Origin of the sequence: Micromonospora sp. NPDC048835, from assembly GCF_040649995.1 — a bacterium.
Classification (GTDB): domain Bacteria; phylum Actinomycetota; class Actinomycetes; order Mycobacteriales; family Micromonosporaceae; genus Micromonospora.
In genome coordinates, this window is record NZ_JBEZGM010000042.1 from 1 (window position 1) to 20,725 (window position 20,725).

25 protein-coding genes are annotated in these 20,725 nt (G+C 70.9%); 13 read left to right on the top strand and 12 right to left on the bottom strand.

Annotated features, from left to right (window positions below; translation table 11 throughout):
* Positions 1 to 96: 96 nt before the first annotated feature.
* Complete coding sequence (locus tag AB0C15_RS30085; RefSeq protein WP_357357653.1) at positions 97 to 1,443, bottom strand: ABC transporter substrate-binding protein; 1,347 nt, start codon at positions 1,441 to 1,443, stop codon at positions 97 to 99.
* Between the two features lie 250 nt (positions 1,444 to 1,693).
* Between AB0C15_RS30085 and AB0C15_RS30090 the strand changes: the two genes are divergently transcribed.
* A complete protein-coding gene (locus AB0C15_RS30090) occupies positions 1,694 to 2,467 on the top strand; it encodes a peptidoglycan DD-metalloendopeptidase family protein (RefSeq protein WP_357357655.1) in 774 nt (257 codons plus the stop codon).
* 246 nt (positions 2,468 to 2,713) lie between these two features.
* Here the strand turns inward: AB0C15_RS30090 and AB0C15_RS30095 are convergent, their stop codons facing one another.
* From AB0C15_RS30095 to AB0C15_RS30110, 4 genes are read right to left on the bottom strand one after another with little or no spacing between them, the layout of a single operon-like run.
* Positions 2,714 to 2,857, bottom strand: coding sequence for a GPGG-motif small membrane protein (locus tag AB0C15_RS30095; RefSeq protein WP_007464364.1), 144 nt, complete (start codon positions 2,855 to 2,857; stop codon positions 2,714 to 2,716).
* A complete protein-coding gene (locus AB0C15_RS30100; protein WP_357357657.1) occupies positions 2,848 to 3,624 on the bottom strand; it encodes a metallophosphoesterase in 777 nt (258 codons plus the stop codon). Before AB0C15_RS30100 ends, AB0C15_RS30095 begins: the two co-directional genes overlap by 10 nt.
* A gap of 10 nt (positions 3,625 to 3,634) precedes the next feature.
* On the bottom strand, positions 3,635 to 3,910 hold the full coding sequence (locus AB0C15_RS30105) for a hypothetical protein (RefSeq protein ID WP_357357659.1): 276 nt from the start codon (positions 3,908 to 3,910) through the stop codon (positions 3,635 to 3,637).
* Entirely contained in the window at positions 3,907 to 4,668 is a 762-nt protein-coding gene (locus AB0C15_RS30110) for a nucleotidyltransferase (RefSeq protein ID WP_357357661.1), read from the bottom strand. The genes AB0C15_RS30105 and AB0C15_RS30110 overlap by 4 nt, the downstream gene beginning before the upstream one ends.
* 5 nt (positions 4,669 to 4,673) lie before the next feature.
* On the opposite strand from AB0C15_RS30110, the gene AB0C15_RS30115 reads away from it, so the two are divergent.
* Positions 4,674 to 5,342: a thymidylate kinase gene (locus tag AB0C15_RS30115; protein ID WP_357357724.1), complete on the top strand. Its 669-nt coding sequence runs from the start codon at positions 4,674 to 4,676 to the stop codon at positions 5,340 to 5,342.
* Here AB0C15_RS30115 and AB0C15_RS30120 read toward each other — a convergent pair.
* Positions 5,327 to 6,019 (bottom strand): SDR family NAD(P)-dependent oxidoreductase, encoded by a 693-nt coding sequence (locus AB0C15_RS30120; RefSeq protein ID WP_357357664.1) that lies wholly within the window; start codon positions 6,017 to 6,019, stop codon positions 5,327 to 5,329. The genes AB0C15_RS30115 and AB0C15_RS30120 overlap by 16 nt on opposite strands.
* A gap of 311 nt (positions 6,020 to 6,330) precedes the next feature.
* Here AB0C15_RS30120 and AB0C15_RS30125 point away from each other — a divergent pair, with 311 nt between their 5' ends.
* The 4 genes from AB0C15_RS30125 to AB0C15_RS30140 all read left to right on the top strand — a co-directional run bounded on the left by AB0C15_RS30125 (position 6,331) and on the right by AB0C15_RS30140 (position 10,648).
* Positions 6,331 to 7,347, top strand: a complete 1,017-nt coding sequence (locus tag AB0C15_RS30125) for an NAD-dependent epimerase/dehydratase family protein (RefSeq protein WP_357357666.1) — start codon at positions 6,331 to 6,333, stop codon at positions 7,345 to 7,347.
* 75 nt (positions 7,348 to 7,422) lie between these two features.
* Entirely contained in the window at positions 7,423 to 8,337 is a 915-nt protein-coding gene (locus AB0C15_RS30130; protein ID WP_357357668.1) for a MurR/RpiR family transcriptional regulator, read from the top strand.
* Complete coding sequence (murQ, locus tag AB0C15_RS30135) at positions 8,334 to 9,275, top strand: N-acetylmuramic acid 6-phosphate etherase (protein WP_357357670.1); 942 nt, start codon at positions 8,334 to 8,336, stop codon at positions 9,273 to 9,275. Before AB0C15_RS30130 ends, murQ begins: the two co-directional genes overlap by 4 nt.
* A 383-nt stretch (positions 9,276 to 9,658) precedes the next feature.
* Complete coding sequence (locus tag AB0C15_RS30140; RefSeq protein WP_196919428.1) at positions 9,659 to 10,648, top strand: sigma-70 family RNA polymerase sigma factor; 990 nt, start codon at positions 9,659 to 9,661, stop codon at positions 10,646 to 10,648.
* A 72-nt stretch (positions 10,649 to 10,720) separates the two neighbouring features.
* On the opposite strand, the gene AB0C15_RS30145 is transcribed toward AB0C15_RS30140, so the two are convergent.
* Positions 10,721 to 11,695: an NlpC/P60 family protein gene (locus tag AB0C15_RS30145; RefSeq protein ID WP_357357673.1), complete on the bottom strand. Its 975-nt coding sequence runs from the start codon at positions 11,693 to 11,695 to the stop codon at positions 10,721 to 10,723.
* Between the two features lie 586 nt (positions 11,696 to 12,281).
* On the opposite strand from AB0C15_RS30145, the gene AB0C15_RS30150 reads away from it, so the two are divergent.
* Positions 12,282 to 12,716, top strand: a complete 435-nt coding sequence (locus AB0C15_RS30150; protein WP_357357675.1) for a DUF6232 family protein — start codon at positions 12,282 to 12,284, stop codon at positions 12,714 to 12,716.
* A gap of 73 nt (positions 12,717 to 12,789) precedes the next feature.
* On the opposite strand, the gene AB0C15_RS30155 is transcribed toward AB0C15_RS30150, so the two are convergent.
* Complete coding sequence (locus tag AB0C15_RS30155) at positions 12,790 to 13,119, bottom strand: DUF3817 domain-containing protein (RefSeq protein ID WP_357357677.1); 330 nt, start codon at positions 13,117 to 13,119, stop codon at positions 12,790 to 12,792.
* Between the two features lie 25 nt (positions 13,120 to 13,144).
* A complete protein-coding gene (locus AB0C15_RS30160; protein ID WP_357357679.1) occupies positions 13,145 to 13,567 on the bottom strand; it encodes a hypothetical protein in 423 nt (140 codons plus the stop codon).
* A 134-nt stretch (positions 13,568 to 13,701) separates the two neighbouring features.
* Between AB0C15_RS30160 and AB0C15_RS30165 the strand changes: the two genes are divergently transcribed.
* The 3 genes from AB0C15_RS30165 to AB0C15_RS30175 are packed head-to-tail and all read left to right on the top strand — an operon-like array spanning position 13,702 to position 14,972.
* Positions 13,702 to 14,040 carry a DUF6158 family protein gene (locus AB0C15_RS30165; protein ID WP_357357681.1) on the top strand — a complete coding sequence of 113 codons (339 nt, stop codon included), beginning with the start codon at positions 13,702 to 13,704 and terminating at the stop codon, positions 14,038 to 14,040.
* Complete coding sequence (locus AB0C15_RS30170) at positions 14,040 to 14,378, top strand: hypothetical protein (protein ID WP_357357683.1); 339 nt, start codon at positions 14,040 to 14,042, stop codon at positions 14,376 to 14,378. The genes AB0C15_RS30165 and AB0C15_RS30170 overlap by 1 nt, the downstream gene beginning before the upstream one ends.
* Before the next feature lie 54 nt (positions 14,379 to 14,432).
* Entirely contained in the window at positions 14,433 to 14,972 is a 540-nt protein-coding gene (locus AB0C15_RS30175; protein WP_357357685.1) for a DUF1360 domain-containing protein, read from the top strand.
* 66 nt (positions 14,973 to 15,038) lie between these two features.
* Here the strand turns inward: AB0C15_RS30175 and AB0C15_RS30180 are convergent, their stop codons facing one another.
* The 3 genes from AB0C15_RS30180 to AB0C15_RS30190 all read right to left on the bottom strand — a co-directional run bounded on the left by AB0C15_RS30180 (position 15,039) and on the right by AB0C15_RS30190 (position 17,321).
* Entirely contained in the window at positions 15,039 to 15,233 is a 195-nt protein-coding gene (locus AB0C15_RS30180) for a hypothetical protein (RefSeq protein WP_357357686.1), read from the bottom strand.
* 24 nt (positions 15,234 to 15,257) lie between these two features.
* Positions 15,258 to 15,482, bottom strand: coding sequence for a hypothetical protein (locus AB0C15_RS30185; protein ID WP_357357688.1), 225 nt, complete (start codon positions 15,480 to 15,482; stop codon positions 15,258 to 15,260).
* Between the two features lie 744 nt (positions 15,483 to 16,226).
* The gene (locus tag AB0C15_RS30190) at positions 16,227 to 17,321 is read right to left on the bottom strand and encodes a 3-deoxy-7-phosphoheptulonate synthase (protein ID WP_357357690.1); all 1,095 of its coding nucleotides are present in this window, start codon (positions 17,319 to 17,321) and stop codon (positions 16,227 to 16,229) included.
* Between the two features lie 273 nt (positions 17,322 to 17,594).
* Between AB0C15_RS30190 and AB0C15_RS30195 the strand changes: the two genes are divergently transcribed.
* The 3 genes from AB0C15_RS30195 to AB0C15_RS30205 all read left to right on the top strand — a co-directional run bounded on the left by AB0C15_RS30195 (position 17,595) and on the right by AB0C15_RS30205 (position 20,672).
* The gene (locus AB0C15_RS30195; RefSeq protein ID WP_357357693.1) at positions 17,595 to 17,810 is read left to right on the top strand and encodes a hypothetical protein; all 216 of its coding nucleotides are present in this window, start codon (positions 17,595 to 17,597) and stop codon (positions 17,808 to 17,810) included.
* A 238-nt stretch (positions 17,811 to 18,048) separates the two neighbouring features.
* The gene (locus tag AB0C15_RS30200; protein WP_357357695.1) at positions 18,049 to 19,338 is read left to right on the top strand and encodes a pitrilysin family protein; all 1,290 of its coding nucleotides are present in this window, start codon (positions 18,049 to 18,051) and stop codon (positions 19,336 to 19,338) included.
* Positions 19,335 to 20,672 (top strand): pitrilysin family protein, encoded by a 1,338-nt coding sequence (locus tag AB0C15_RS30205; protein ID WP_357357697.1) that lies wholly within the window; start codon positions 19,335 to 19,337, stop codon positions 20,670 to 20,672. Before AB0C15_RS30200 ends, AB0C15_RS30205 begins: the two co-directional genes overlap by 4 nt.
* The last annotated feature ends 53 nt before the right edge of the window (positions 20,673 to 20,725 follow it).

Consider the following 20,725-nt stretch of genomic DNA (forward strand, 5'->3'; position numbering starts at 1 on the left):
TTTTTTTGGGGCATTTCTAACTACAAAACCCCCCCCTTCGGGGTCCCCCTCGGCGGGGGCCCGGCCCCGCCACCGGGCACGGGCCCACCGCCGGGATCACTTAGGCCAGCTGCTCTCGATGCCCTGGAGCACCGGTGCGGTCGCCTTGCCGTTCAGCCAGTCGACCATGCCCTTCCAGAACGTTCCCGCGCCGACGGCTGCCGGCATCAGGTCGGATCCGTCGAAGCGGAAGGTGCCCGTCTTGTCCTGCAGGATCTGGACGGAGAGCTTGTCGATCGGGCTGGCCACGTTGGCGATGTCCAGCTTGTTGTTCGCCGTGACCCAGTTGCCGAGCTTCGCGCGGCTGTTCACGTACTCGGCGGAGACGAGGTAGGTCTGCACGGCCTGAACCTCGGGACGGTCGGCGTAGCCGACGACGAACTCGCCCGCGCCCAGCACCGGCTTGCCCTTGGCCGGGTCGATGGTCGGGAAGTAGAAGGCGAACGCGTCGCCGTCCTCGGCCACCTTGGTGCCCTCGGGGAACTGGTTGGCGTAGAACGACGCCTGTCGGTGCATCGCGCACTTGCCGGTGGTCACCGGCAGGCCCGCCTCCTGGAAGGCGGTGGTGGTGATGCTCTTGACGCCGCCGAAGCCGCCGTTGACGTACTTGTCGTTCTTGAGGATGCTGCCGGCGCGGTCGACCGCGTCGACGATCTTCGGGTCGTTGAACGGAATGGCGTGGGTGGTCCACTGGTCGTAGACCTCGGGACCCTGGGTCCGCAGGACCACGTCCTCGATCCAGTCGGTGGCCGGCCAGCCGGTCGCGTCACCGGACTCGACGCCCGCGCACCACGGCTTCATGCCGCTGGCGGCGATCTTGTCGCTCAGGGCGATGAGCTGGTCCCAGGTGGTCGGAACCTCCCAGCCCTTCTCCTTGAACGTCTTCGGCGAGTACCAGACGAAGGACTTCACGTTGGCGCCGAGCGGCACCCCGTAGAGCGTCCCGTTCACGGTGCCGTACTTCAGCCAGTCGGCCGGCATGTTCTGCTCGGCGAGGGCCTTGGTGTCGGCACTCAGGTTCTTCAGCTTGCCGGCGTCCGCGAAGCGCTTCACCAGGCCCGGCTGCGGCACGAAGGCGATGTCGGGGGCGTTGCCACCGTCGACCCGGACCGGGAGCTGCGCCTCGAACTCGCCGCTGCCCTCGTAGTCGATCTCGATGCCGGTGCACTCGGTGAACTGCGACCAGGAGCGCTCCAGCAGGTCCGCCTCGGCGTCACGGATGGACGCGTAGATGGAGACCTTCTTGCCGTCGTGGCCCTCGTACTTCTCGTATCCGGCGCACTCCGCGGAGCCCGCTTTGCTGCTCTTCTTGTCGTCACCGGTACCGCAGGCGGTGGCGCTGAACGCCAACCCGAGTACGCCGGCGATCACGAAGGCCTGGCGTGGTCTGGTAAAGACCGCCATGCCGTCCTCCTTCCTAGCCGGCGCGGTCGTGCTGGTGACCCGTCGCCGGTCCGATTGGGCGTGCACACATGTAAGCGCTTGCATCCGGCCCGGTCCACCCCCTGTCAGACACGAGCGAGTAACAATCCAGAAACCTGCGGGCTGCCTGGTGGGTGCGCTCCCGGGACATGCTGAGGACTCTTTCGAAGACTGACGATATCTGTCAGGCTGGAGCCACCTGATCGAAGGTTTTCGACATAGGAGGAGCCGTATGCGTAAGCGGTGGATGAGCCTGCTGGTGACGGGTCTGCTCGTCGGGGGAGCCCTGGTGCCGGCCAGCCCGGCGATGGCCGCACCGACCTTCAAGGTGCCGTTCCCGTGCGGCCAGTCCTGGTCCGGGCAGACCCGGTCGGACCACAGCCCGGCGTACGCCGTCGACTTCAACCGCACCGACGACTCCGGCGACCCGGTGGTGGCCAGCGCCCCCGGCACCGTCGACCGGGTGACCGACCTCGGCGGCACGAGCTACGGCAAGTACGTCCGAATCAACCACGGGGGCGGTTACAGCACCTACTACGCGCACCTCAGCGGCTTCAACGTCTCGGTCGGGCAGACGGTCGGGTACGGCAAGGTGCTCGGCTGGGTCGGCAGCACCGGGGGGTCGACCGGCCCGCACCTGCACTACGAGCAGCGCCTCAACGGGGCCGACATCCAGGTCCGCTTCAACGGCACTCTCGCGCTGTACTGGGGCACCAGGAGCTACACCAGCGACAACGGGTGCTCCTCGGGCAGCGGCAACGGCACCGTCGACACCAGCGGAACCCCGCTGACCGTCCGCTCCGGCCCCGGCACCGGGTACGCCTCGGTGGGCACCGTCGCCGACGGCACCCGGGTGACCATCACGTGTCAGACCAGTGGCACCACGGTCACCGGCACCTTCGGCACCAGCTCGATCTGGGACCGGATCGGCTCCGGCCGCTACATCGCCGACGCGTACGTGTACACCGGCTCTGACGGATACATCCCCGGCGTGCCCCGCTGCTGACCCGGTGACGGCCGCGGTCCCCGGCGGACGCCCGCCGGGGACCGTGCGATCAGTTGTTCAGCTGCCGCCGACCGGATCGCTTCGTTGCGTCCCAGATATCTCCATGGTCGAGATATTTCCGCGCAGTCACCGCTCAAACCCGCGTACACAAAAGCGCCGGGATCGCCGCGGCCGGTGCTCCTGTCGGGAGGACGAAGCTCCGGTCGCGGCGACCCCGGCGGGTCCCGGTTGTTACGGCTGCGAACGCTAATTGAAAATGCTGACACCACCCGGGCCGACCAACAGCCCGACGACGATGAGGACGATGCCCCACAGGATCTGCCGGCGGAACAGCGCGAGGATGCCGGCGACCACGAGTACGACTGCGAGAATCCAGAGAATCAGCTCCATGACCTCTGACTACCCGACTGGCCGATCGGGGAAACCTGCTCTGTGTCGAGTTGATCGCCGACGTGAAAGACGCTGTACGCCTGCTTGATCACCGGGTGCGCGACGTTGCGGACGCGTACCCCTCCGGGGGTCGTTCCGCGCTCGGTGCCGGCGTGCGCGTGCCCGTGCACGGCCAGCGCCGTCGGCGCCGAGTCGATCGCCTGCCCCAACTGGTACGACCCCAGGAACGGGTAGATCTCCAGCGGCTCTCCGGCAAGCGTGTCCGGGACCGGCGAGTAGTGGGTGAGCGCGACGAGCATGTCGCAGTCGAGTGAGCGCAGGGCCGCACCCAGACTGTCGGCGCTCTCGGTGGTGGTGCGCACGAAGGCCTTCATCTCCGGCTCGCCGAAGTCACTCGCGCACCGCCCGGCGAACCCGCCGCCGAAGCCCTTGACGCCGGCGATACCGAGCCGGCCGCCCGCGCAGTCCAGCACGACGCCGTTGCCCTCCAGCACGGTGATGCCCGCGTCCTCGAGCACCTTGACCACCTGTGGCACCTGGTCACACTGGTGGTCGTGGTTGCCCAGCACGGTCACCACCGGCACGGCCAACCCACCGAACTCCTCCGCCACGCAGCGCGCCTCGGCCTCGGTGCCGTGCCGGGTCAGGTCCCCGGCCAGCAGCAGCACGTCGGCGCACTCCGGCAGCTCCTCCAACGCCGGTCGGAACCGGCCGACCACGTCCTCGTCCAGATGCACGTCGCCCACTGCGGCGATGCGGATCACCATGGAACCTCCCTCAGGGCAGTTGCTCGATCTGCGTGGGCGCCTGGGCGCGGATCACCCCGATGTCGCTGGTGACCGGGACGTCCGGGAAGCGCTCGGACACCAGTCGCAGGATCTCCTCCCGCCGGTGCGCGCTCTCCACCTCGCCGTAGAGCACGAGTGCGCGTTCCCGCCGAACCACGGTGATCCCCTGTTCGGCGACGGCGGGGTCCTCGACGAGCAACCGTTGGATCTCCGCCTCGACGTACTCGTCAGGTGGCCCGGTGTCGATGTCGCGATGGTGGGTCACGATGTCCCCTCTCCTGGCTGGGTGCCGGCGGCCGGCACCACCTCCAGCCGGTCCAGCAGCACCAGGAACGCCTCGGCGTACGGCGAGTGCTGCGTCTCCTTGCGTACCCGTTCCCAGTCGATCTGCTCCCGCAGCGAGCGGGCCAGCGGCAGGCCACGGGCAAAGTCGCAGTAGTGCTGCGAGAAGCTCAGCAGTTTGTGCACCATCAGCTGGGTGGCGGACAGCACCGGCATGCGGATGGCGTCCACCGGCCGGACGACCGTGTCGGCGAACGTCTCCTCGGTCACCGGCGTCTCGATCGGCCGGTGGATCAGGTCCACCATCCGGCCGTCGTCGAAGACCTTCACCAGCCAGTCCTCAGGTGGGCGCTCGGCGACGAAGCCGGCGGCCACCAGCGCCTCCAGCGCCTCGTCCACGTCGGCCTCCCGGATCAGGAAGTCGACGTCGTGGTCGCTGGAGTGCCCCCCGTGGGCGTACACGGCGAAGCTGCCGCCCAGGGCGAACGGAATCTCGGACTGCTTGAGCACGGCGGCGACCTTCTTGAGGGTGTGCACCAGACTCTCGTCCCCGCGCTCAGCCATCTGGTTCTCCCGTCGTCGTGTTTGTGGACCGGCGGTTGGATTTCGAACTCCGGTACCCGGCATTCCGGTCGTCCACACCTGCGGGTGTCGCGCTCGGGCGTCAACAGGGATGAAACACCACAAACCTCGCGGAGCAGGTGCGGCGGTCGGATAACCTGTGGAGAGTGGCCAGACCATCGGGGATGCGACGACGCAAGGCCCGATTGCGCACCGTCGCCCTGATCGGCATCGACGGTTCGGGCAAGACCACTCAGGCACACCGGCTGGCCGACGCGCTTACCGCCGCCGGGCGCCCTGCCACCTATCGCCGCAACGCCAGCGGCCGTCGCTGGCTCGGCCGACTCGCCAACCGGCTCGGCCGGCCGGACGCGCAACGGCTCGTCGGGCGCGACGGCGTCCTCGCGGTGGAGTCGGTGCTGCGCTGGCTGGCCATCGCTGCCGCCCTGGTGAGCTGCCTGCTCACCGGTCGGACAGCGGTGATGGACCGCTACTCGGCCTGCCAGTACGCGAGCATCCGGGCGAACGGCGGGCAGCGTTGGGAGCGGCTCGCGCGCGCCGGCTACCGGCTGTTCCCGACGCCGCAGGTGACCTTCCTCCTCGCCGTCGATCCGGCGGAGGCGTACCGGCGCATCGAGGAACGCGGCACCGACCACGAGACGATGGGGTGGCTGACCGCCGCCGACACCGCCTACCGCACGCTGCCCGAGTACCCCAGCTTCGTGCTGGTGGACGCGGGCCGCCCGGCCGAGGAGGTGACCGAGCAGATCCAGGCGCACCTGGAGACCTGGCTGCCGCTGTCCCCGCCCTCCGGGGACGACCTCGGCCCGGTGGTGGCTCAGGCCCGCCCGTAGACCGGCACGGTGGCCCCACTGGTGGGGGCGGACTCGGGCGACGCGAGAAACCGGATCACCGGTGCGATCTCCTCCGGGGTCACCCACCGGGAGTGGTCGGCGTCGGGCTGGGCGTCCCGGTTCGCCGGGGTGTCGATGACGCTTGGCAGCACCGTGTTGCAGCGCACGTGCTGCGGCCGGTACTCCACCGCGACCGCGTTGGCGAAGGCCAGCACCGCGGCCTTGGCCGTCGAGTAGCCGGCCGCGCCGCGGAACGGGGCGACCGCCGCGCGGGCCGAGACGCACACCACCGCGCCGCCGCCGGACGCCACCAGGTGCGGCAGCGCGGCCCGGGTGACCAGATAGGTCGGTCGCAGGTTGACGGTGAGCATCCGCTCGAACTCCTCGACCGGGGTCTCGTGCACCAGCCCGCCGCTGGCGTACCCCCCGGCGAGGTTGACCACCGCGCGCAGTGGCGCCGCCGGCTCCCCGGCCGCGGCCTCGACCGCCTGCGCCGCGCCCGCCGGTTCGGCCAGGTCGGCGACGACCCGGACCACTCCGGCCGCCGCCGGCTCCGACCCGGGCCGGGCCTTCCGCTCGGGTACGACCACACGCCAACCCGCCTCGACGAACGCGGTGACGACCGCCCCGCCAAGCCCGCCGGAACCTCCGGTCACCAACACGCTCCGCTCTGCCATGCGCCTCACGCTAGTGCCCCTACCGTCCCCCGCGCCGACCGGCGCTCGTGGTCGGTGGTCGCGGGAGCCCGCGCTCGGGGTCCATTGCCGCGAGAATTTTCCTTTGCTCTGCACCCGCCGAGGCGACAGTCACGCTCGGTGAACGGGGGCGGCGGTAGGTGGTGCGCGTACGGGTGCAGAGCAAAGGGAGGTTCGGGAGAGTGAGAGGGCAGCACGGGGACGGGGGAGAGGCGGAGTGATGCCTCTTGATCGCGGTCTGCCGTGGGCAGATTGTCTTGGGTTGTTCGGGTGTCGGGGCGCAGGATCGGCGGATGAAGATCCTCATTCTTGGTGGTACTCAATTCCTCGGTCGGGCCACGGCGCAGCTCGCCGTCGAGCAGGGGCACGACGTGACCTGCGCGGCCCGGGGCGTGTCCGGCCCGGTGCCGGGCGGGGCGCGGTTCGTGGCGGCCGACCGCGACGATCCGGAGGCGCTCGTTCCGCTCGCCGACGAGGGCTTCGACGCGGTCGTCGACGTGACCCGCCAGATCAGCCACGCCCGGCACGCGCTCGCCGCCCTCGCCGATCGGGTCGGCCACTGGTCGTTCGTGTCGACGATCTCGGTGTACGCGGACCACACCACTCCGGGCCGGACCGCCGCGAACACGCCGTTGCTGGCACCGGCCCCGGCGGACGTGGACGGTCCGGTCGGCCCGGACCACCGCTGGTACGGCGAGTGCAAGGTGAGCATCGAGGACATGGTCCGGGAGCGGGTCGGCGTGGACCGTTCCTTCATCTGCCGAGCGGGGCTGATCGTCGGCGCGGAGGATCCGAGCGACCGTTTCCCGTACTGGGTGCGGCGGCTCTCGGCCGGTGGCGAGGTGCTGGCCCCCGGACACCCGAGCGATCGGGTGCAGTTCGTGGACGTCGCCGACCTGGCGCGGTGGCTGTTGCACGCCGCCGGCACCCGGCTGGCCGGCACGTACGACGGCAGCGGTCCGGCGATGTCCCGGGCCGACCTGTTGGCCGGGGTGGCCGCCGGGCTTGGCGTCGCCGATCCAGCTCTCACCTGGGTCGATCAGGAGTTCCTGCTGTCTCAGGACGTACGCGAGTGGTCGGGGGAGCGGGCGCTACCGCTCTGGGTGCGACTGCCGGAGAGCGCTGGCCTGATGGACCGGGACATCAGCCCTGCCTTGGACGCGGGGCTGACGATCCGGCCGCTTGCCGACACCGTTCGGGCGACCGCGTCCTGGATGGCCGCACACCCGGCGGCCGTCCGGCAGGGTGGACTCGACCCGGCGGATGAGGCGGCGATCCTGGGGAGGTGGCAGGCTGTGCGGGACCGGTGATCCCGGCGATCGAAGTTTCCCCCACCTCGGACAGTCATGGTTGACGCTCACGCTTGGTGAAAGTAAGTTTCATCCGTGGCGAAGAGTCCGAAGATTTCTGCGAGTCACGAGCCCGGTGGACTGATCGTCCACATCAGCGGGCTGTTGCCGTCGCTGTCGCCCGCCGAGCAGCGGGTCGCCCGGCTGGTCGTTTCCGACCCGGCAGCTGCCGCTCGACGGACGATCACCGACCTCGCCACCGCCGCCGAGACATCCGAGGCGACAGTCATCCGGTTCTGCCGTTCGGTGGGCATGGACGGCTACCCCCAACTGCGCATCCGCCTCGCCGCCGAGGCCGCCCGTCGGATCGAGCCGCCGGACGCCCGGGTGGTCGGTGGCGACATTCCACCCGGCGCCGACCTCGCCCAGATCATCGCCACCATCGCGTTCAACGACGCCCGCGCCGTCGAGGAGACCGCCGAGCAACTCGACCCTGCCGTCTGCGAGCAGGTGGTCGAGGCGATCAGCGGTGCCGGTCGGATCGACATCTACGGCGCGGGCGCCAGCGGGTTCGTCGCCTCGGACTTCCAGCAGAAGCTGCACCGCATCGGCCGGGTCGCCTTCTACTTCCCGGACGTGCACACCGCGCTGACCTCGGCCGCCCTCCTCGGCCGGGGTGACGTGGCCATCGGCATCTCGCACACCGGCACCACCTCCGACGTGATCGAAGTGCTGGAGCAGGCCCGTACCCGCGGTGCCGCGACCGTGGCGCTGACCAACTTCCCGCGCTCACCGATCACCGACGTGGCGGACTTCGTGCTGACCACGGCGGCCCGGGAGACCACCTACCGTTCCGGCGCCACGGCCAGCCGGCTGGCCCAGCTCACCGTTGTCGACTGCCTCTTCGTCGGCGTGGCCGCCCGCAACCGGGCCCGAGCCCGCAAGGCCCTGGAGGCGACCGCCGAGGCGGTCCAGTCGCACCGGGTGGGTGCCAACCGGAGGCGGGCATGACGGCCGGTGCGGAGATGCCCGCACCGCCCGCCCGCCCGACGGTCCGGGTGGGTGCACCCACCGAACGGCGTAACCCGCTCAGCGTCGACCTGGACCTGATGTCGACCCGGGACGTGCTCACCGTGATCAACGAGGCGGACCGACGAGTGCCGGCGGCGGTCGCCGCGGTGCTCGACGAGATCGCCACCACAGTCGATCTGGCAGTCGCGGCGCTGCGCGGCGGCCACCGGGTGCACTATTTCGGAGCCGGCACCTCCGGCCGGCTGGGCGTGCTCGACGCGGCCGAACTGGCCCCCACCTTCAACTCGCCCCGACACTGGTTCTGCGCACACCTCGCAGGCGGCCCGGACGCCATGTGGCGGGCCGTGGAGGACGCCGAGGACGACGACCGGGGCGGCGCGGTCGAAGCGGCAAGTTGTGTACGGGCCGGTGACCTGGTGGTCGGTCTGGCGGCCAGCGGACGCACGCCGTACGTCCTCGGGGCGCTTGCCGCAGCCCGCGCCAAGGGTGCGTCGACGGTGCTGCTCTGCGCCAATCCGGAAGCGGGGGCCGCCCGGTCGGTCGACGTGTTCATCGGGGTGGACACCGGACCCGAGGTGGTCACCGGGTCGACCCGGATGAAGGCGGGCACCGCGCAGAAGTTGGTGCTCAACACGTTCTCCACCGCCGTCATGGTGCGCCTGGGTCGGGTCTACTCGAACCTCATGATCGACATGGTGGCCACGAACGCGAAGCTCCGGGGACGAATGATCTCGATTCTGGTCGAGGCGACCGGATGCTCGGAGGAACTCTCCCGGCAGGCCCTCAGCGAGGCCGACGGCGACCTGAAGACGGCCCTCGTCTCGCTCGTCTCGGGTGCCGAGATCGACGCCGCCCGGGCCGCGCTGGCCCGCTCGGCCGACCAGGTGCGCGGGGCCCTCGCCCTACTCGCCTCCTGACGCCTGTCACTCACCCCGGGAAGCGAACGGGGTCGCGGATTGTTCAACTGGCCCGGGGGTAATAACACCCCCGTGGATGAACCGACCGGTCCACCGGTGCGTATCTGGCAGTGACCAGAATCGCACCGTGGTGGTGACCCGGGTCGCTGTGCCCCCACGGCGGGCGGTGTTGCCATGGAGTGCGGTAACGCCTACGTGGTGCCCAGTGGCGAGCCACCCGATGGGGTGCTGACAGCAAACATGGACCGTGCTCTCAGCTACTACTCAGGCATTCGTGACACTTTCGACTCACGACGAGGAATCCCCGACACGTCTCATCTGTTGTGTAGGTGTCAGCACCGATGGGCACAGCAGAAGTTACCAGGGGCTGACAGGTGTGGGGAATGGCAAGGAACCGGGCAACCGGCGCGAGCGAGGGGACCGTGGGCAACGTGGACAAGAACATTGGCATGCGAACCGACGAGGTTGCCGAGGAGCGCGACCTGGTCGGCGTCTACCTGCACGAGATCTCCCGGACGCCACTGCTGGACGCCGCCAAGGAGGTCGATCTCTCCAAGGCGATCGAGGCCGGCCTCTACGCCGAGCACCTGCTCGGTGAGGAAGCCGTTCCCGCCGGTGTCGACCGGGCCGACCTGGAGTGGCTGGTCGTCGAGGGGGAGCGGGCGAAGGACCTTTTCATCCGCGCGAACCTCCGACTGGTCGTGTCGATCGCCCGACGCTACGTGCGCTCGGGGATGCCCATGCTGGACCTGATCCAGGAGGGCAACACCGGCCTCGTCCGGGCGGTCGAGAAGTTCGACTACGAGCGCGGCTACAAGTTCTCCACCTACGCCACCTGGTGGATTCGGCAGGCGATCAGCCGGGCCATCGCCCAGCAGGAGCGCACCGTCCGCCTGCCGGTGCACCTGGTGGAGGACGTCAACCGGATGCGCAACGTGGCCCGGCAGCTGACCCGCGAGCTGGGCAGCGACCCGGAGCCGGAGCAGATCGCCACCGCCCTCGGCGTCACCGTCGAGCGGGTGAACGAGCTGCGCCGCTGGTCGCAGGACACCGTCTCGCTCGACACCCCGGTCGGCGACGACGGCGACACCAACCTCGGTGACCTGGTCGCCGACAGTGACGCCCCGTCGCCGGAGGACATCGTTCTCAGCGGCCTGGAGCGGCAGCGCATCGAGGGGCTGCTCAACCACCTCGACGACCGGTCCGCCGGCATCATGCGGGCCCGCTACGGGCTGGAGGACGGCCGGGAGCACTCGCTCACCGAGGTCGCGTCCCGGTTCTCGCTGTCCCGCGAGCGGATCCGGCAACTGGAGATCCAGGCCCTCGGCCGGCTCCGTGAGCTGGCCCGGGCGGAAGGGCTGCAGGCGGCCTGACCTGGTAGTAATGACGGCGAACGGCCGGCGTCCGATAGGGGGACGCCGGCCGTTCGCCGTCATTGACAGTGGTTAGCGGACCCGGCCGTAACCGTGGATGGACATCATGTTCATGCCACGCTTGAGCACGTTGCGACCGGCGCTTGGCGCGTCGATCACCTGACCGTCGCCGACGTAGAGGGCGACGTGCCCGAGCCCGCTGTAGAAGATCAGGTCGCCGGGGCGTAGCTCGCTCCGCCCGATGTGGGCGACAGCGCTCCACTGCATCCGGGCGCTGTGCGGCAGCGACTTGCCGGCCGCCCGCCAGGACGCCAGGGTCAGCCCGGAGCAGTCGTAGCCGTCCGGCCCTTCGCCCGCCCACTTGTACGGCTTGCCGATCGCGCCGAACGCGTAGCGAACCGCCTTACCGGCGGCACCGGACACGGCGGGCACGTTCTTCGGCTCCGCCGCCGCCTTGGGCGCGGGTCGCTCGGTGGCGGCCCCGTACGCCTGCCGGCGCAGCTCGTACAGCTTGGCCAGATCCTGCTCGATCTGCCTCTTGCCCGCCGCGAGCTGGCGAGCCTGCGCGGCCTGCCGGGTCAGGGTGGCGTCCAGGCTGGTCTTCTCGTCGAGCAGCCGCTGCTGGTTGGCGGTGAAGCCGGAGATGCTCTCCTGCCGCTGACGGGTCAACTGCTCGATCGTGCCGAGACGGTCCAGCAGCGCTGCCGAGCCGCCAGGACGCAGCAGGGCGTCCGCGGTGCGCAGGCCGCCACTCTTGTACGCGGTGGAGGCGAACTCAGCCACGTCGGCCCGGCTCTGCTCGACCTGCTGTTCCAGCGGGCCGATGCGGGCCTGTAATCGGGCCGCGGCGGCCTCGTTTGTCTTGATCTCCTCACGAAGTTTGTTGTACGACTCGACGACCCGCTCCAACTCGGCCGAGGACGTCTCGATCCGGCGGGTCAGGTCGGCGGGGGACGGCTCGGCCTGGGCCGCCGCCGTCGGAGCGACAAGCGCGGCCGACATGCCGACCAGCGCCACGGTACGCAGCAGATTTCTCAGGGATGACAAGAGCGGAAGGCCCCTCTCCCACGGCCGTCGGGGCTGCTGACGCCCTCGACGACACCGGCCGGGGCCATCCGGGCGGACGGCACTGGGCCGGACCGGCTCGCCCAACCTAACCCGGGACGGATGTCGCTCGCAGTTGAAGCAGGGGCGAAAGTTGGGAGAGTTGCCCCCCGTGCCCCTGGGTCGGGTGGCGTCATCGTGGCGGATGACACCTGCGAATGCTGGCACATCGACCTTTTCGACGAGGTCTGACGGATATGCGACTTTCGTCGTTCCCGGCGTATGCCGCCGGATTCCTAGTCGCCATAACCGATAAAAGCTGAAATGGATGCTGTTTCTCGGCGATGTCACTCGCCGGGGTGGGCTGTCGGGAGCCCGCAAATGGCCAGGTCGACTGGCGATGCCGAAACACAATGAAGTCCGGAGCCGGGAATCCCGTCGGCAGGTAGCGATGACTGCGGCTGGCGGTGCACTCGGCCAACCGTCCCCTTCGGGAGGAACCGTGAATCGTGAAGGCGCAAAGACGCGACCGCCGCGAACGGTGCCGGGCGCCCCGTCGACCCTGCTGTACGCGCGGCCCGGGATCATCGTGACCGTTGACCGGTTCACCGTCGGTCGGACCAGTTACCGAATCGCCGACCTGACCCATCTACGTACCACCCGAGGCCCGCACGACCGGATCGCCGTGCGGGCCGTCGTCATCACCGCGAGCATGCTCGGCGGTGTCGGGGTGCTCCTCGGCTTCACCGGCGGTCTACAGCGGCTCACCGCCGAGGCGTACCTGATCCTCGGCGCGGTGTTCCTGCTCCCGGCCGCCCTCGCCCTGGTCGGCGACCGTTGGCGCCCGCCCCCGCACGAGCTGTGGGGGTGGTACCGAGGATCGGAGGTGCTGCTGTTCAGCGCCGACGATGAACGGCAGTTCGGCCAGGTCACCCGGGCGTTGCTGCGGGCCCGGGAGGTCAACCGGTACGGCAGTTGGGTCGACCCGCTCGCCTCGGCGGAGCCGTGGCGGCCCAACCGTTGATTCCGCGCCACCGGCCCCGCCGACCACCGGCCAGGCTGAGCCACGTCTGGCTCGCGGTCAGCGTCACCCCGTCTCAGCGGGCGACCGGCTCCGGAGCCCGTTCGGCCTGCGGTGCGGCCACCCAGGCGCTGACCCGGCGCTCGGCGTAGAACGAGACGAACGGCACGGTGCCGGCGAGCATCACCAGCAGCATCCGCTTCAGCGGCCAGTCGGCTCGGCGGCTCAGGTCGAACGCGGCCACCAGGTAGATCATGTAGAGGAAGCCGTGCGCCGGCCCGATCGTCTCCACCACGACCGGGTTGTCGAACGCGTACTTCAGGGGCATGCCGATCACGACAAGCAGGATCAGCACCACGCCCACGATCCAGGCGATCACGCGGTACCGGGTAAGGGCAGCGCCCACCGTCGTCCGTCCTTCCGAGCCCGGCTCAGCCGGGGTAGTCACCGGGCCGGGCGCCCGGATTGGCGTTCAACCATGACAGGTAGTGGTTGTAGGCGGCCAGGTCGGTGTCCTCGACGACGTCGCCGGTGGCCGGCACCCGGGACACCCGCACCGGTCGGCGTACCGCCGGTCGGGATCCGGCGGTGACCTCCGGCGCCGGCTCGACGACCGGATCCTCGGGTGGCGCGTCGGCCTCCACCACGCGGCGACGGGCCAGCTTCACCTCACGCCACCACACGTAGACCACGAAGCCGGCGAAGATCGGCCACTCGACCGCGTACCCCCAGCTCAGGCTGTTGCCGGCGGTGGCCCGGCTGATCTGCCACCAGCCCAGCCCGAGAAAACCCACCACCAGCACGACCATGGCCACGTGACGCGCGATCCACGCCGGGGTCCAGAGCCGCCTCATGGCATCGAGGGTACCGGGAGCGCTGCCGCTCTCCGACACCGTGTCGTAGTTGTCGCCCCGCCGCCGTGGTTTGGCGACGCGGCACCTGGGCAATCGTCTAGACGCCAGCCCACACGAGATCAAGGGGGGCGATCATGACCGGATCGGTACGCGAGGACGGCTTCGCGTCCAGCGGCAGCGCGGAGATGAGCCCGGAGCAGCGGGTGCCCGAGTGGGGCGGTGACCAGGGTGCCGACCCGGCCGGCACCCCTGGCCTCGACGACGACCTGCCCGGCATCGACCCGACGGAGCTGACCGACGAGGACCTGATCCGCGAGATGCACAGTCTGCACCGCACCCGCCTGGACACCCTGCGGCACGCGGCGGACTCCGCACTCGCCAACCACCTGCGGCGCACGGCGGAGCTGGAGACCGAGTACCTGGCCCGCCACCCGGGTCGCGAGGTCGATCCCAGCCGCCTGCGGGACGCGTGATGCCGGCGCGCGCCGTGCGCGGCATGTCCGCGCCACCCGAGGTGGTCTTCAACACGGCCACCGACCCGGACCGCGCCTCGGCCTGGCTGCCGGAGCCGCTGCGTGGCGACGGCAGCCCCGCCGCGGAGATCAGCGGCGAGGAGTTGCGCGCCCGCTGGGGCGACGGCGACGCCGACGACTGGTCCGCCGAGCTGCGGGTCGAGCCGGCGGACTCCGGCGGCGCCCGGATCCAGCTCGACCTCGCCGACGGTTCGGGCGGCGCCGGCCCGGACGAACTGGCCGACGAGGCGCTCACCAACCTGGCACGCGAGGTCGCCGACAACCTCCAGGCCGGCTGAGCCGGACTTGCGGAACCCGCTTCCGCACCACCACGACACATGTGAGGAGATCGGGTGAGCAACACTGGCCTGCGGCAGAAGGCCGCGCGGCTGCGTCGGGCGTACGCGCCGCACGAACACCGGCCGCTGGGCGGCTACCTGGCGGCGATGGGCGTCTACGCCGGGGTGACCGGGGCGCTGGCCGGTCTGGTCAAGGCGACCGGTCGGCCGGTGCCCGAGCGTCCCGCGCCGTCCGACGTGGTGCTGCTCTCCATCGCCACGCACAAGCTGAGCCGGCTGCTGTCGAAGGACGCGGTGACCAGCCCGCTGCGGGCGCCGTTCACCCGCTACGACCGGCCGATCGGCAGCGGCGAGGTGATGGAGCAGGTCCGTGACTCGGGAAGCCCGACCCGGCACGCCATCGGCGAGTTGCTGAGCTGTCCGTTCTGCCTGGCGGTCTGGGTGGCCACCGGGCTGACCGGGGGTCTGGTGCTCGCGCCCCGACTCACCCGCCTGGTGGCCACCGCGCTGACGGCGGTGGCCGCGTCGGACTTCCTCCAGATGGCGTACGCGACGGCGCAGCAGGCCGCCGAGGGTGGGCACGACGACGACTGACGCCGGGTGGACGCGACGTGCGAAAGGGGGCCGGCATGATGCCGGCCCCCTCACTTGTCGTACGCCTCAGCGTTGCATGCCGGACCAGCCGTGCGGGGACTCCGGTTCCCGTTGGTCCTCGTCCGCCCCGGTGATGATGTCCCGGTCCACGGCCGTCTTGTCGTGCTCGTTGGCGAAGTCCGGCTCCGGCGTGGTGTCCCTGCCCTTCGGGGGCTGACCCAGCGCCGGCACCTTCTCGTCGTGGTCCTCGTGGTGCGACATTGTCGGTGTCCCTTCTGCGGTCGCTCAGCCGACCGAACCGCCCAGCAGGTCGCTGGCCTCGTCGACCGCGTACTCACCCTCGGGGAGCGCGTCGATGCGGGCGAGCAGCTCCGGCGGGAGCTCGGCGGCCACCGCCTGGCGGTAGATCTCCGCCTGCTCAACCCGCTCCTGCGCCCGGAAGATGCCGTCGAGCAGGTCGTCGAGTGCCCGGGTGTCCGGCTCGTCGGCCTGTGGTGATTCGTCGGTCACGTCGATCAGCTACCCGGGGCGGAATCGGTCAAACGTCACCCCGGCGGCCGGCCTGCGCTCATGGTCTTATGCCCGCGCGGGTTCGTGGTCGTGGCGCGGGGGCCCGCGGGCGTGGTCGACGGACGCTCGGGCCCGTGGCGTGGTTGGTGGTCGGTGGTCGGTGGTTGGTGATCGGTGGTCGTGGGAGCCCGCGCCCGGGGTCCACTGCCGCGCAAACTTCCCTTTGCTCTGCACCCGCCGAAGCGACAGTCACGCTCGGTGACGGCGGCGGCGGCGGTGGTGGTGGCGGCGGTGGTGGGTGGCGGTGGTGGTGGCGGCGGCGGTGGTGGCGGTGGTGGTGCGCAGACGGGTGCAGAGCAAAGGGAGGTTCCGGGGAATGTCGGGGGTAGCGGGGGCCGCAGACGGGTGCAGAGCGAAGGAGAGTGCGGGGGAGTACGGGGATAGCGGGGCGGCAGGACGGGACGGGGCGGGGGAGGGACGGGGCAGCCAGCACTGCCTGAGCAACAGACAGCGCCGCCCCCGGCCTTGTGAGCCGGGGGCGGCGCTGGTGTCGGTGTGCAGGTCGCCTCTCGGCGAGTGGCGCTACGCGGCTCCTGCCGAACGGTATTCCGCGAAGGCTATTTAGGTGAGGCCCGGGGACACTGAGTCACACCGACACCCATGTCAACGAGCCGACCCCCGCTCGTGTTCCGTGCCCCGGGGTGTCGACGGTCACAGCGTCAGGCGGCGGGACCGGCACACCGGTCACACCGTCGACGGCAGGGTGGCCCGGCGGGACCGCACGGCCGAGGCGAGGTGGTCGAGCACCTCGGCGGTCTCGTCCCAGCCGAGGCAGGCGTCGGTGACCGAGCGGCCGTACTCCAGCTCCCGGGTCGGGTCGAGATCCTGTCGGCCGGGCAGCAGGAACGACTCCAGCATCACGCCGGTGATGCCACGCTGCCCGGCGGCCAGTTGGGCGGCCACGTCCGCGGCGACCAACGGTTGGTTGCGGTGGTCCTTGCCGCTGTTGGCGTGACTGGCGTCGATCACCAGCCGCTCCGGCAGGTCGGCCGCGCGGAGCAGGTCGAGGGCCCCGGCTACCGAGTCGGCGTCGTAGTTGGGCCGGCCGCCTCCGCCGCGCAGCACCAGGTGCCCGTCGGTGTTGCCCCGGGTGTGCATGATCGCCGGGGTGCCGGAGAAGTCGATGCCGGGGAAGACGTGCGGCACCCCGGCGGCGCGGATCGCGTCCACCGCCGTGCCGATGCTGCCGTCCGGGCGGTTCTTCATGCCGATCGGCATGGACAGACCGGAGGAGAGCTGGCGGTGTACCTGGCTCTCCACCGTGCGGGCACCGATCGCACCCCACGCCACCGTGTCCGCGATGTACTGCGGGGTGATCGGGTCGAGGAACTCACAACCCACCGGCAGACCGAGACGCAGTACGTCGAGCAGCAGCGACCGGGCCAGCCGCAGACCGGTGTTCACGTCCCCGCTGCCGTCCAGGCCCGGGTCGTTGATCAGGCCCTTCCAGCCGACCGTGGAGCGGGGCTTCTCGAAGTAGACCCGCATCACGATCAGCAGGTCGTCGGCCAGCCGGTCGGCCGCCGTCCGCAGACGTTGCGCGTAGTCGAGGGCGGCGGCCGGATCGTGCACCGAGCAGGGGCCGACCACGACCAGCAGTCGGTCGTCCTCGCGGTCCAGTACGCGAGCGACCGCGCGGCGGCCGGTCAACACGGCCGACGCGAGCGGGGCGTCCAGGGGTAGCTCGTGGTGCAGCAGGGCGGGCGTGGTCAGCGGCACGACACGGTCGATCCGCTGATCGCTGACCCGATCGGTCTCCGGGGTCGTCACGGTGGGCATCCTTCCGCCGACCGTGCCCGGGGCCGGTGCCCGGGACGAGCCGGCTGCTCGTACGCAAAAGGGCAGGAACGACAGCTCCTGCCCAGCCGGCTCGGTCCGTGGTGACGTCAGTTCATGGTGAAGTCACCGGCTTGCGAGCCGGCTGCCTAAACCATCGATAGGAACGCGTCACCGGACCAGCGTACCCGACCCGACGGCACCACCCGGGCGGTCGTCCCAGGATGCGGTGCGGGCCTCGCGTGGCGCAGGTGCGCTCTGGGTAACAGGGGGGCCATGACTGTTGAGCAGAGCGACCAGGACCGGGTGGAGTCCCGCGCCCACCTTCTGCCCGAGGAGGCGGCGGTGGGCAGCGACGACCCGCAGGCACAGGCGGAGGCCATTCTCGCCGAGTCGGACATGCGGACGGAGGACCCGGACGCCGCCCCGGACACCGTGCTGGAACGTCGTACCTCGGATCAGACCGTGGTCGCGGTCGAGCCGCCGGACTGAGCGGTCGCCCCGCGCGCCCGGCGCGACCCCCGGTAGGTCTGGTCACGCAGCCAGGCCGGCGGACCTGCCACCCGCAGTTCGGGTGGCAGGTTGCGCACCGGGTCGAAGGCGAGCTGACCGGCGGCGGGGTGCGGGTCTCTTCTCCGATACCCCGAGGGGCGGCGCCGATGCGGCCGGGTCGGCTCGCCGACCGACCGCTCGTCACCTTTCCGCCCCCGAGATCGGATAGCGTCGGGGCATGCCCGACAGCGGTTACCCCTGGCCCATTGAGACGTCCCGACTGGACAACGGCCTGCGCGTGGTGGTGAGTGAGGACCGCACCGCGCCCGCCGTGGCCGTCAACCTCTGGTACGACGTCGGCTCCCGGCACGAGCCGGCTGGCCAGACCGGCTTCGCCCACCTCTTCGAACACCTGATGTTCGAGGGCTCGGTCAACGTGGCGAAGACCGAACACATGAAGCTGATTCAGGGCTCCGGTGGCTCGCTCAACGCCACGACCAACCCGGACCGCACCAACTACTTCGAGACGGTCCCGGCCGAACACCTGGAGCTGGCGCTCTGGTTGGAGGCCGACCGGATGGGCGGCCTGGTTCCCGCCCTCACCCAGGAGACGCTTGACAACCAGCGGGACGTGGTGAAGAACGAGCGCCGGCAGCGCTACGAGAACGTGCCGTACGGCGACGCCTGGCTGCGGTTGCTGCCGCTGCTCTACCCGCCGGGGCACCCCTACCACCACGCCACGATCGGCTCGATGGCCGACCTGAACGCCGCCGACCTCGCCACCTTCCAGGCGTTCCACCAGACCTACTACGCGCCGAACAACGCGGTGCTCACCGTGGTCGGCGACGCCACCGCCTCCGACGTGTTCGCGCTCGCCGACAAGTACTTCGGCGCGCTGCCCGCCCGCGACGACATCCCGCCGGCACCGGACGGCCGCAGTGTCGCCGCCACCGGGCAGACCGCGGTCGAGTCGGTGAGCGCCGACGTGCCCGCGCCGCGGGTGTACATCGCCCACCGCAGCTACCCGTTCGGCAGCCCCGGATACAACGTGATCACCGTGCTCGCCACCATCCTCGGCAGCGGCCGGGGCAGCCGTCTCTACCAGCGGCTCGCCGACGGCGAGAGGATCGCCCAGCCGGACCTGGTCGGGGCGTACGGGGTGGACCTCGCGCACGCCCCGGCACCGCTGATCGCCACCGCCACCGCCCGCCCCGGAGTGAGCGCCGAGCGGCTGGCCGAAGGGTTGGCCGCGGTCGTCGACGAGCTGGCAACCGTGCCGGTCACCGCCGCCGAACTGGATCGGGCCAAGGCGTTGCTCAGCACCGGGTGGTGGCGTCAACTGTCCACGGTCGATGGTCGTGCGGACCTGCTCGGCCGGTACACCACCCAGTTCGGTGACCCGGCCCGGATCGCCGACCAGTTGCCGGCCCTGCTCGCGGTCACCGCCGAGCAGATCGCCGAGGCCGCCGCCGACGTGCTCGCCACCGACCGGGTGATCCTGACCTACCTGCCCGAGGAGACCTCATGACGCTGATCGCCGACCGTCCCGGCCCGGGCGCCGCCCGGCCGTACCGGTTCCCGCCGGTGGTCCGCCGTGCCGTGGCCGGGGGTCAGGTCGTCGCCGCGCACCTGCCGGGGCAGAACCTCGCGGTGGCCCTGCTGCTGCTCGACGTGGGCGCGGGCCAGGAGCCGGTCGGCAAGGAGGGCCTCTCCGGTGTGCTGGCCAAGGCGTTGGAGGAGGGGACCGCCCAGCGGGACGCGGCCGCGTACGCGCTCGCTGTCGAAGGGCTCGGCACCGCGTTGTCGACGGGTCTGGACTGGGACTCGTTCCAGGCCAGCGTGGTGATCCCGGTGGACCGGCTGAGTGCGGCCGTGGAGTTGCTCGCCGAGGCGGTCCGGACGCCCCGACTCGACCCCGCAGACGTACGCCGGGTCCGCGATGACGAGGCGACGGCGCTCCGGATGGACTGGGCAAATCCCGGGCCGCGCGCCGACGCCGCGCTGCGCGCCGACCTGTTCGGTGCGCAGAACCGCTGGGGACGGCCGATGCACGGTGACCCGGAGTCGGTCGCCGCATTGGACGTGGAGGACGTGACGGTCTTCCACTCCGAGTGGTTCCTGCGCCCCGGCACCCTGATCGTCGCCGGTGACCTGGACCGGATCGACCTGGACGCCCTGGCTGCCGCGGCCTTCGCCGGCACCGGTGGCGGCCCTGCCGAGCGGGGCGGCCCACTTGACGTGCCGCTGCACGACGGTCGACGGATCATCCTGGTGGACCGGCCCGGCTCGGTGCAGTCCACGCTGCGGCTGGGCCACCCGTCGGCACACCGGGCGCACCCCGACCACGTGCCGATGACCCTCGCCGGCACGGTGCTCGGCGGGGCGTTCACGTCCCGACTCAACCACCTGCTGCGCGAGGTGCACGGCTACACGTACGGCATCCGGGGTGAGTTCGCCGCGTCGCGGCGGTTCGGCCGGTTCGCGGTCAGCTCCGGCGTGCAGACCGCGGTCACCGCGCCGGCCCTGGTCGAGGCGGTGGGTGAGATCACCCGTACCCAGGCCGGCGGCGTGACCGAGGAGGAGCTGGAGGTGGCCCGCTCCTGGCGTGCCGGGCAGCTCTCGGTCGAGTTGCAGAGCCCTCGGGCGATCGCGTCCGCGCTGACCACCCTGGTGGTGCACGGCCTGCCGGACGACTACCACGCGCGGTTGCGGGAGTCGCTGCTCTCCGCCGACGTGGACCAGGTCTCCGCGGCGGCGGCCACCCACCTGCACCCGGAGGCCCTCACCCTGGTCATCGAGGGCGACGCCGCGGTGATCCGCGAGGATCTGGCGGCCACCGCCCTGGGAGACCTCCTCCCCTGACCCTGCCCCCTCTACCTGTTGATCAAGAGGTTTGCGTCATCCAGAGCGCCGAT

What these genes read in the sequence shown, in the direction of transcription:
- AB0C15_RS30180 (WP_357357686.1), bottom strand. Translation starts at nt 15,233, where the DNA reads ATGTCGCACCACGAGGACCACGACGAGAAGGTGCCGGCGCTGGGTCAG.
- AB0C15_RS30100 (WP_357357657.1), bottom strand. Translation starts at nt 3,624, where the DNA reads ATGGTGATCCGCATCGCCGCAGTGGGCGACGTGCATCTGGACGAGGAC.
- AB0C15_RS30160 (WP_357357679.1), bottom strand. Translation starts at nt 13,567, where the DNA reads ATGAGGCGGCTCTGGACCCCGGCGTGGATCGCGCGTCACGTGGCCATG.
- murQ (WP_357357670.1), top strand. Translation starts at nt 8,334, where the DNA reads ATGACGGCCGGTGCGGAGATGCCCGCACCGCCCGCCCGCCCGACGGTC.
- AB0C15_RS30095 (WP_007464364.1), bottom strand. Translation starts at nt 2,857, where the DNA reads ATGGAGCTGATTCTCTGGATTCTCGCAGTCGTACTCGTGGTCGCCGGC.
- AB0C15_RS30200 (WP_357357695.1), top strand. Translation starts at nt 18,049, where the DNA reads ATGCCCGACAGCGGTTACCCCTGGCCCATTGAGACGTCCCGACTGGAC.
- AB0C15_RS30125 (WP_357357666.1), top strand. Translation starts at nt 6,331, where the DNA reads ATGAAGATCCTCATTCTTGGTGGTACTCAATTCCTCGGTCGGGCCACG.
- AB0C15_RS30140 (WP_196919428.1), top strand. Translation starts at nt 9,659, where the DNA reads ATGGCAAGGAACCGGGCAACCGGCGCGAGCGAGGGGACCGTGGGCAAC.
- AB0C15_RS30195 (WP_357357693.1), top strand. Translation starts at nt 17,595, where the DNA reads ATGACTGTTGAGCAGAGCGACCAGGACCGGGTGGAGTCCCGCGCCCAC.
- AB0C15_RS30085 (WP_357357653.1), bottom strand. Translation starts at nt 1,443, where the DNA reads ATGGCGGTCTTTACCAGACCACGCCAGGCCTTCGTGATCGCCGGCGTA.
- AB0C15_RS30190 (WP_357357690.1), bottom strand. Translation starts at nt 17,321, where the DNA reads ATGCCCACCGTGACGACCCCGGAGACCGATCGGGTCAGCGATCAGCGG.
- AB0C15_RS30165 (WP_357357681.1), top strand. Translation starts at nt 13,702, where the DNA reads ATGACCGGATCGGTACGCGAGGACGGCTTCGCGTCCAGCGGCAGCGCG.
- AB0C15_RS30110 (WP_357357661.1), bottom strand. Translation starts at nt 4,668, where the DNA reads ATGGTCTGGCCACTCTCCACAGGTTATCCGACCGCCGCACCTGCTCCG.
- AB0C15_RS30205 (WP_357357697.1), top strand. Translation starts at nt 19,335, where the DNA reads ATGACGCTGATCGCCGACCGTCCCGGCCCGGGCGCCGCCCGGCCGTAC.
- AB0C15_RS30120 (WP_357357664.1), bottom strand. Translation starts at nt 6,019, where the DNA reads ATGGCAGAGCGGAGCGTGTTGGTGACCGGAGGTTCCGGCGGGCTTGGC.
- AB0C15_RS30170 (WP_357357683.1), top strand. Translation starts at nt 14,040, where the DNA reads ATGCCGGCGCGCGCCGTGCGCGGCATGTCCGCGCCACCCGAGGTGGTC.
- AB0C15_RS30090 (WP_357357655.1), top strand. Translation starts at nt 1,694, where the DNA reads ATGCGTAAGCGGTGGATGAGCCTGCTGGTGACGGGTCTGCTCGTCGGG.
- AB0C15_RS30115 (WP_357357724.1), top strand. Translation starts at nt 4,674, where the DNA reads ATGCGACGACGCAAGGCCCGATTGCGCACCGTCGCCCTGATCGGCATC.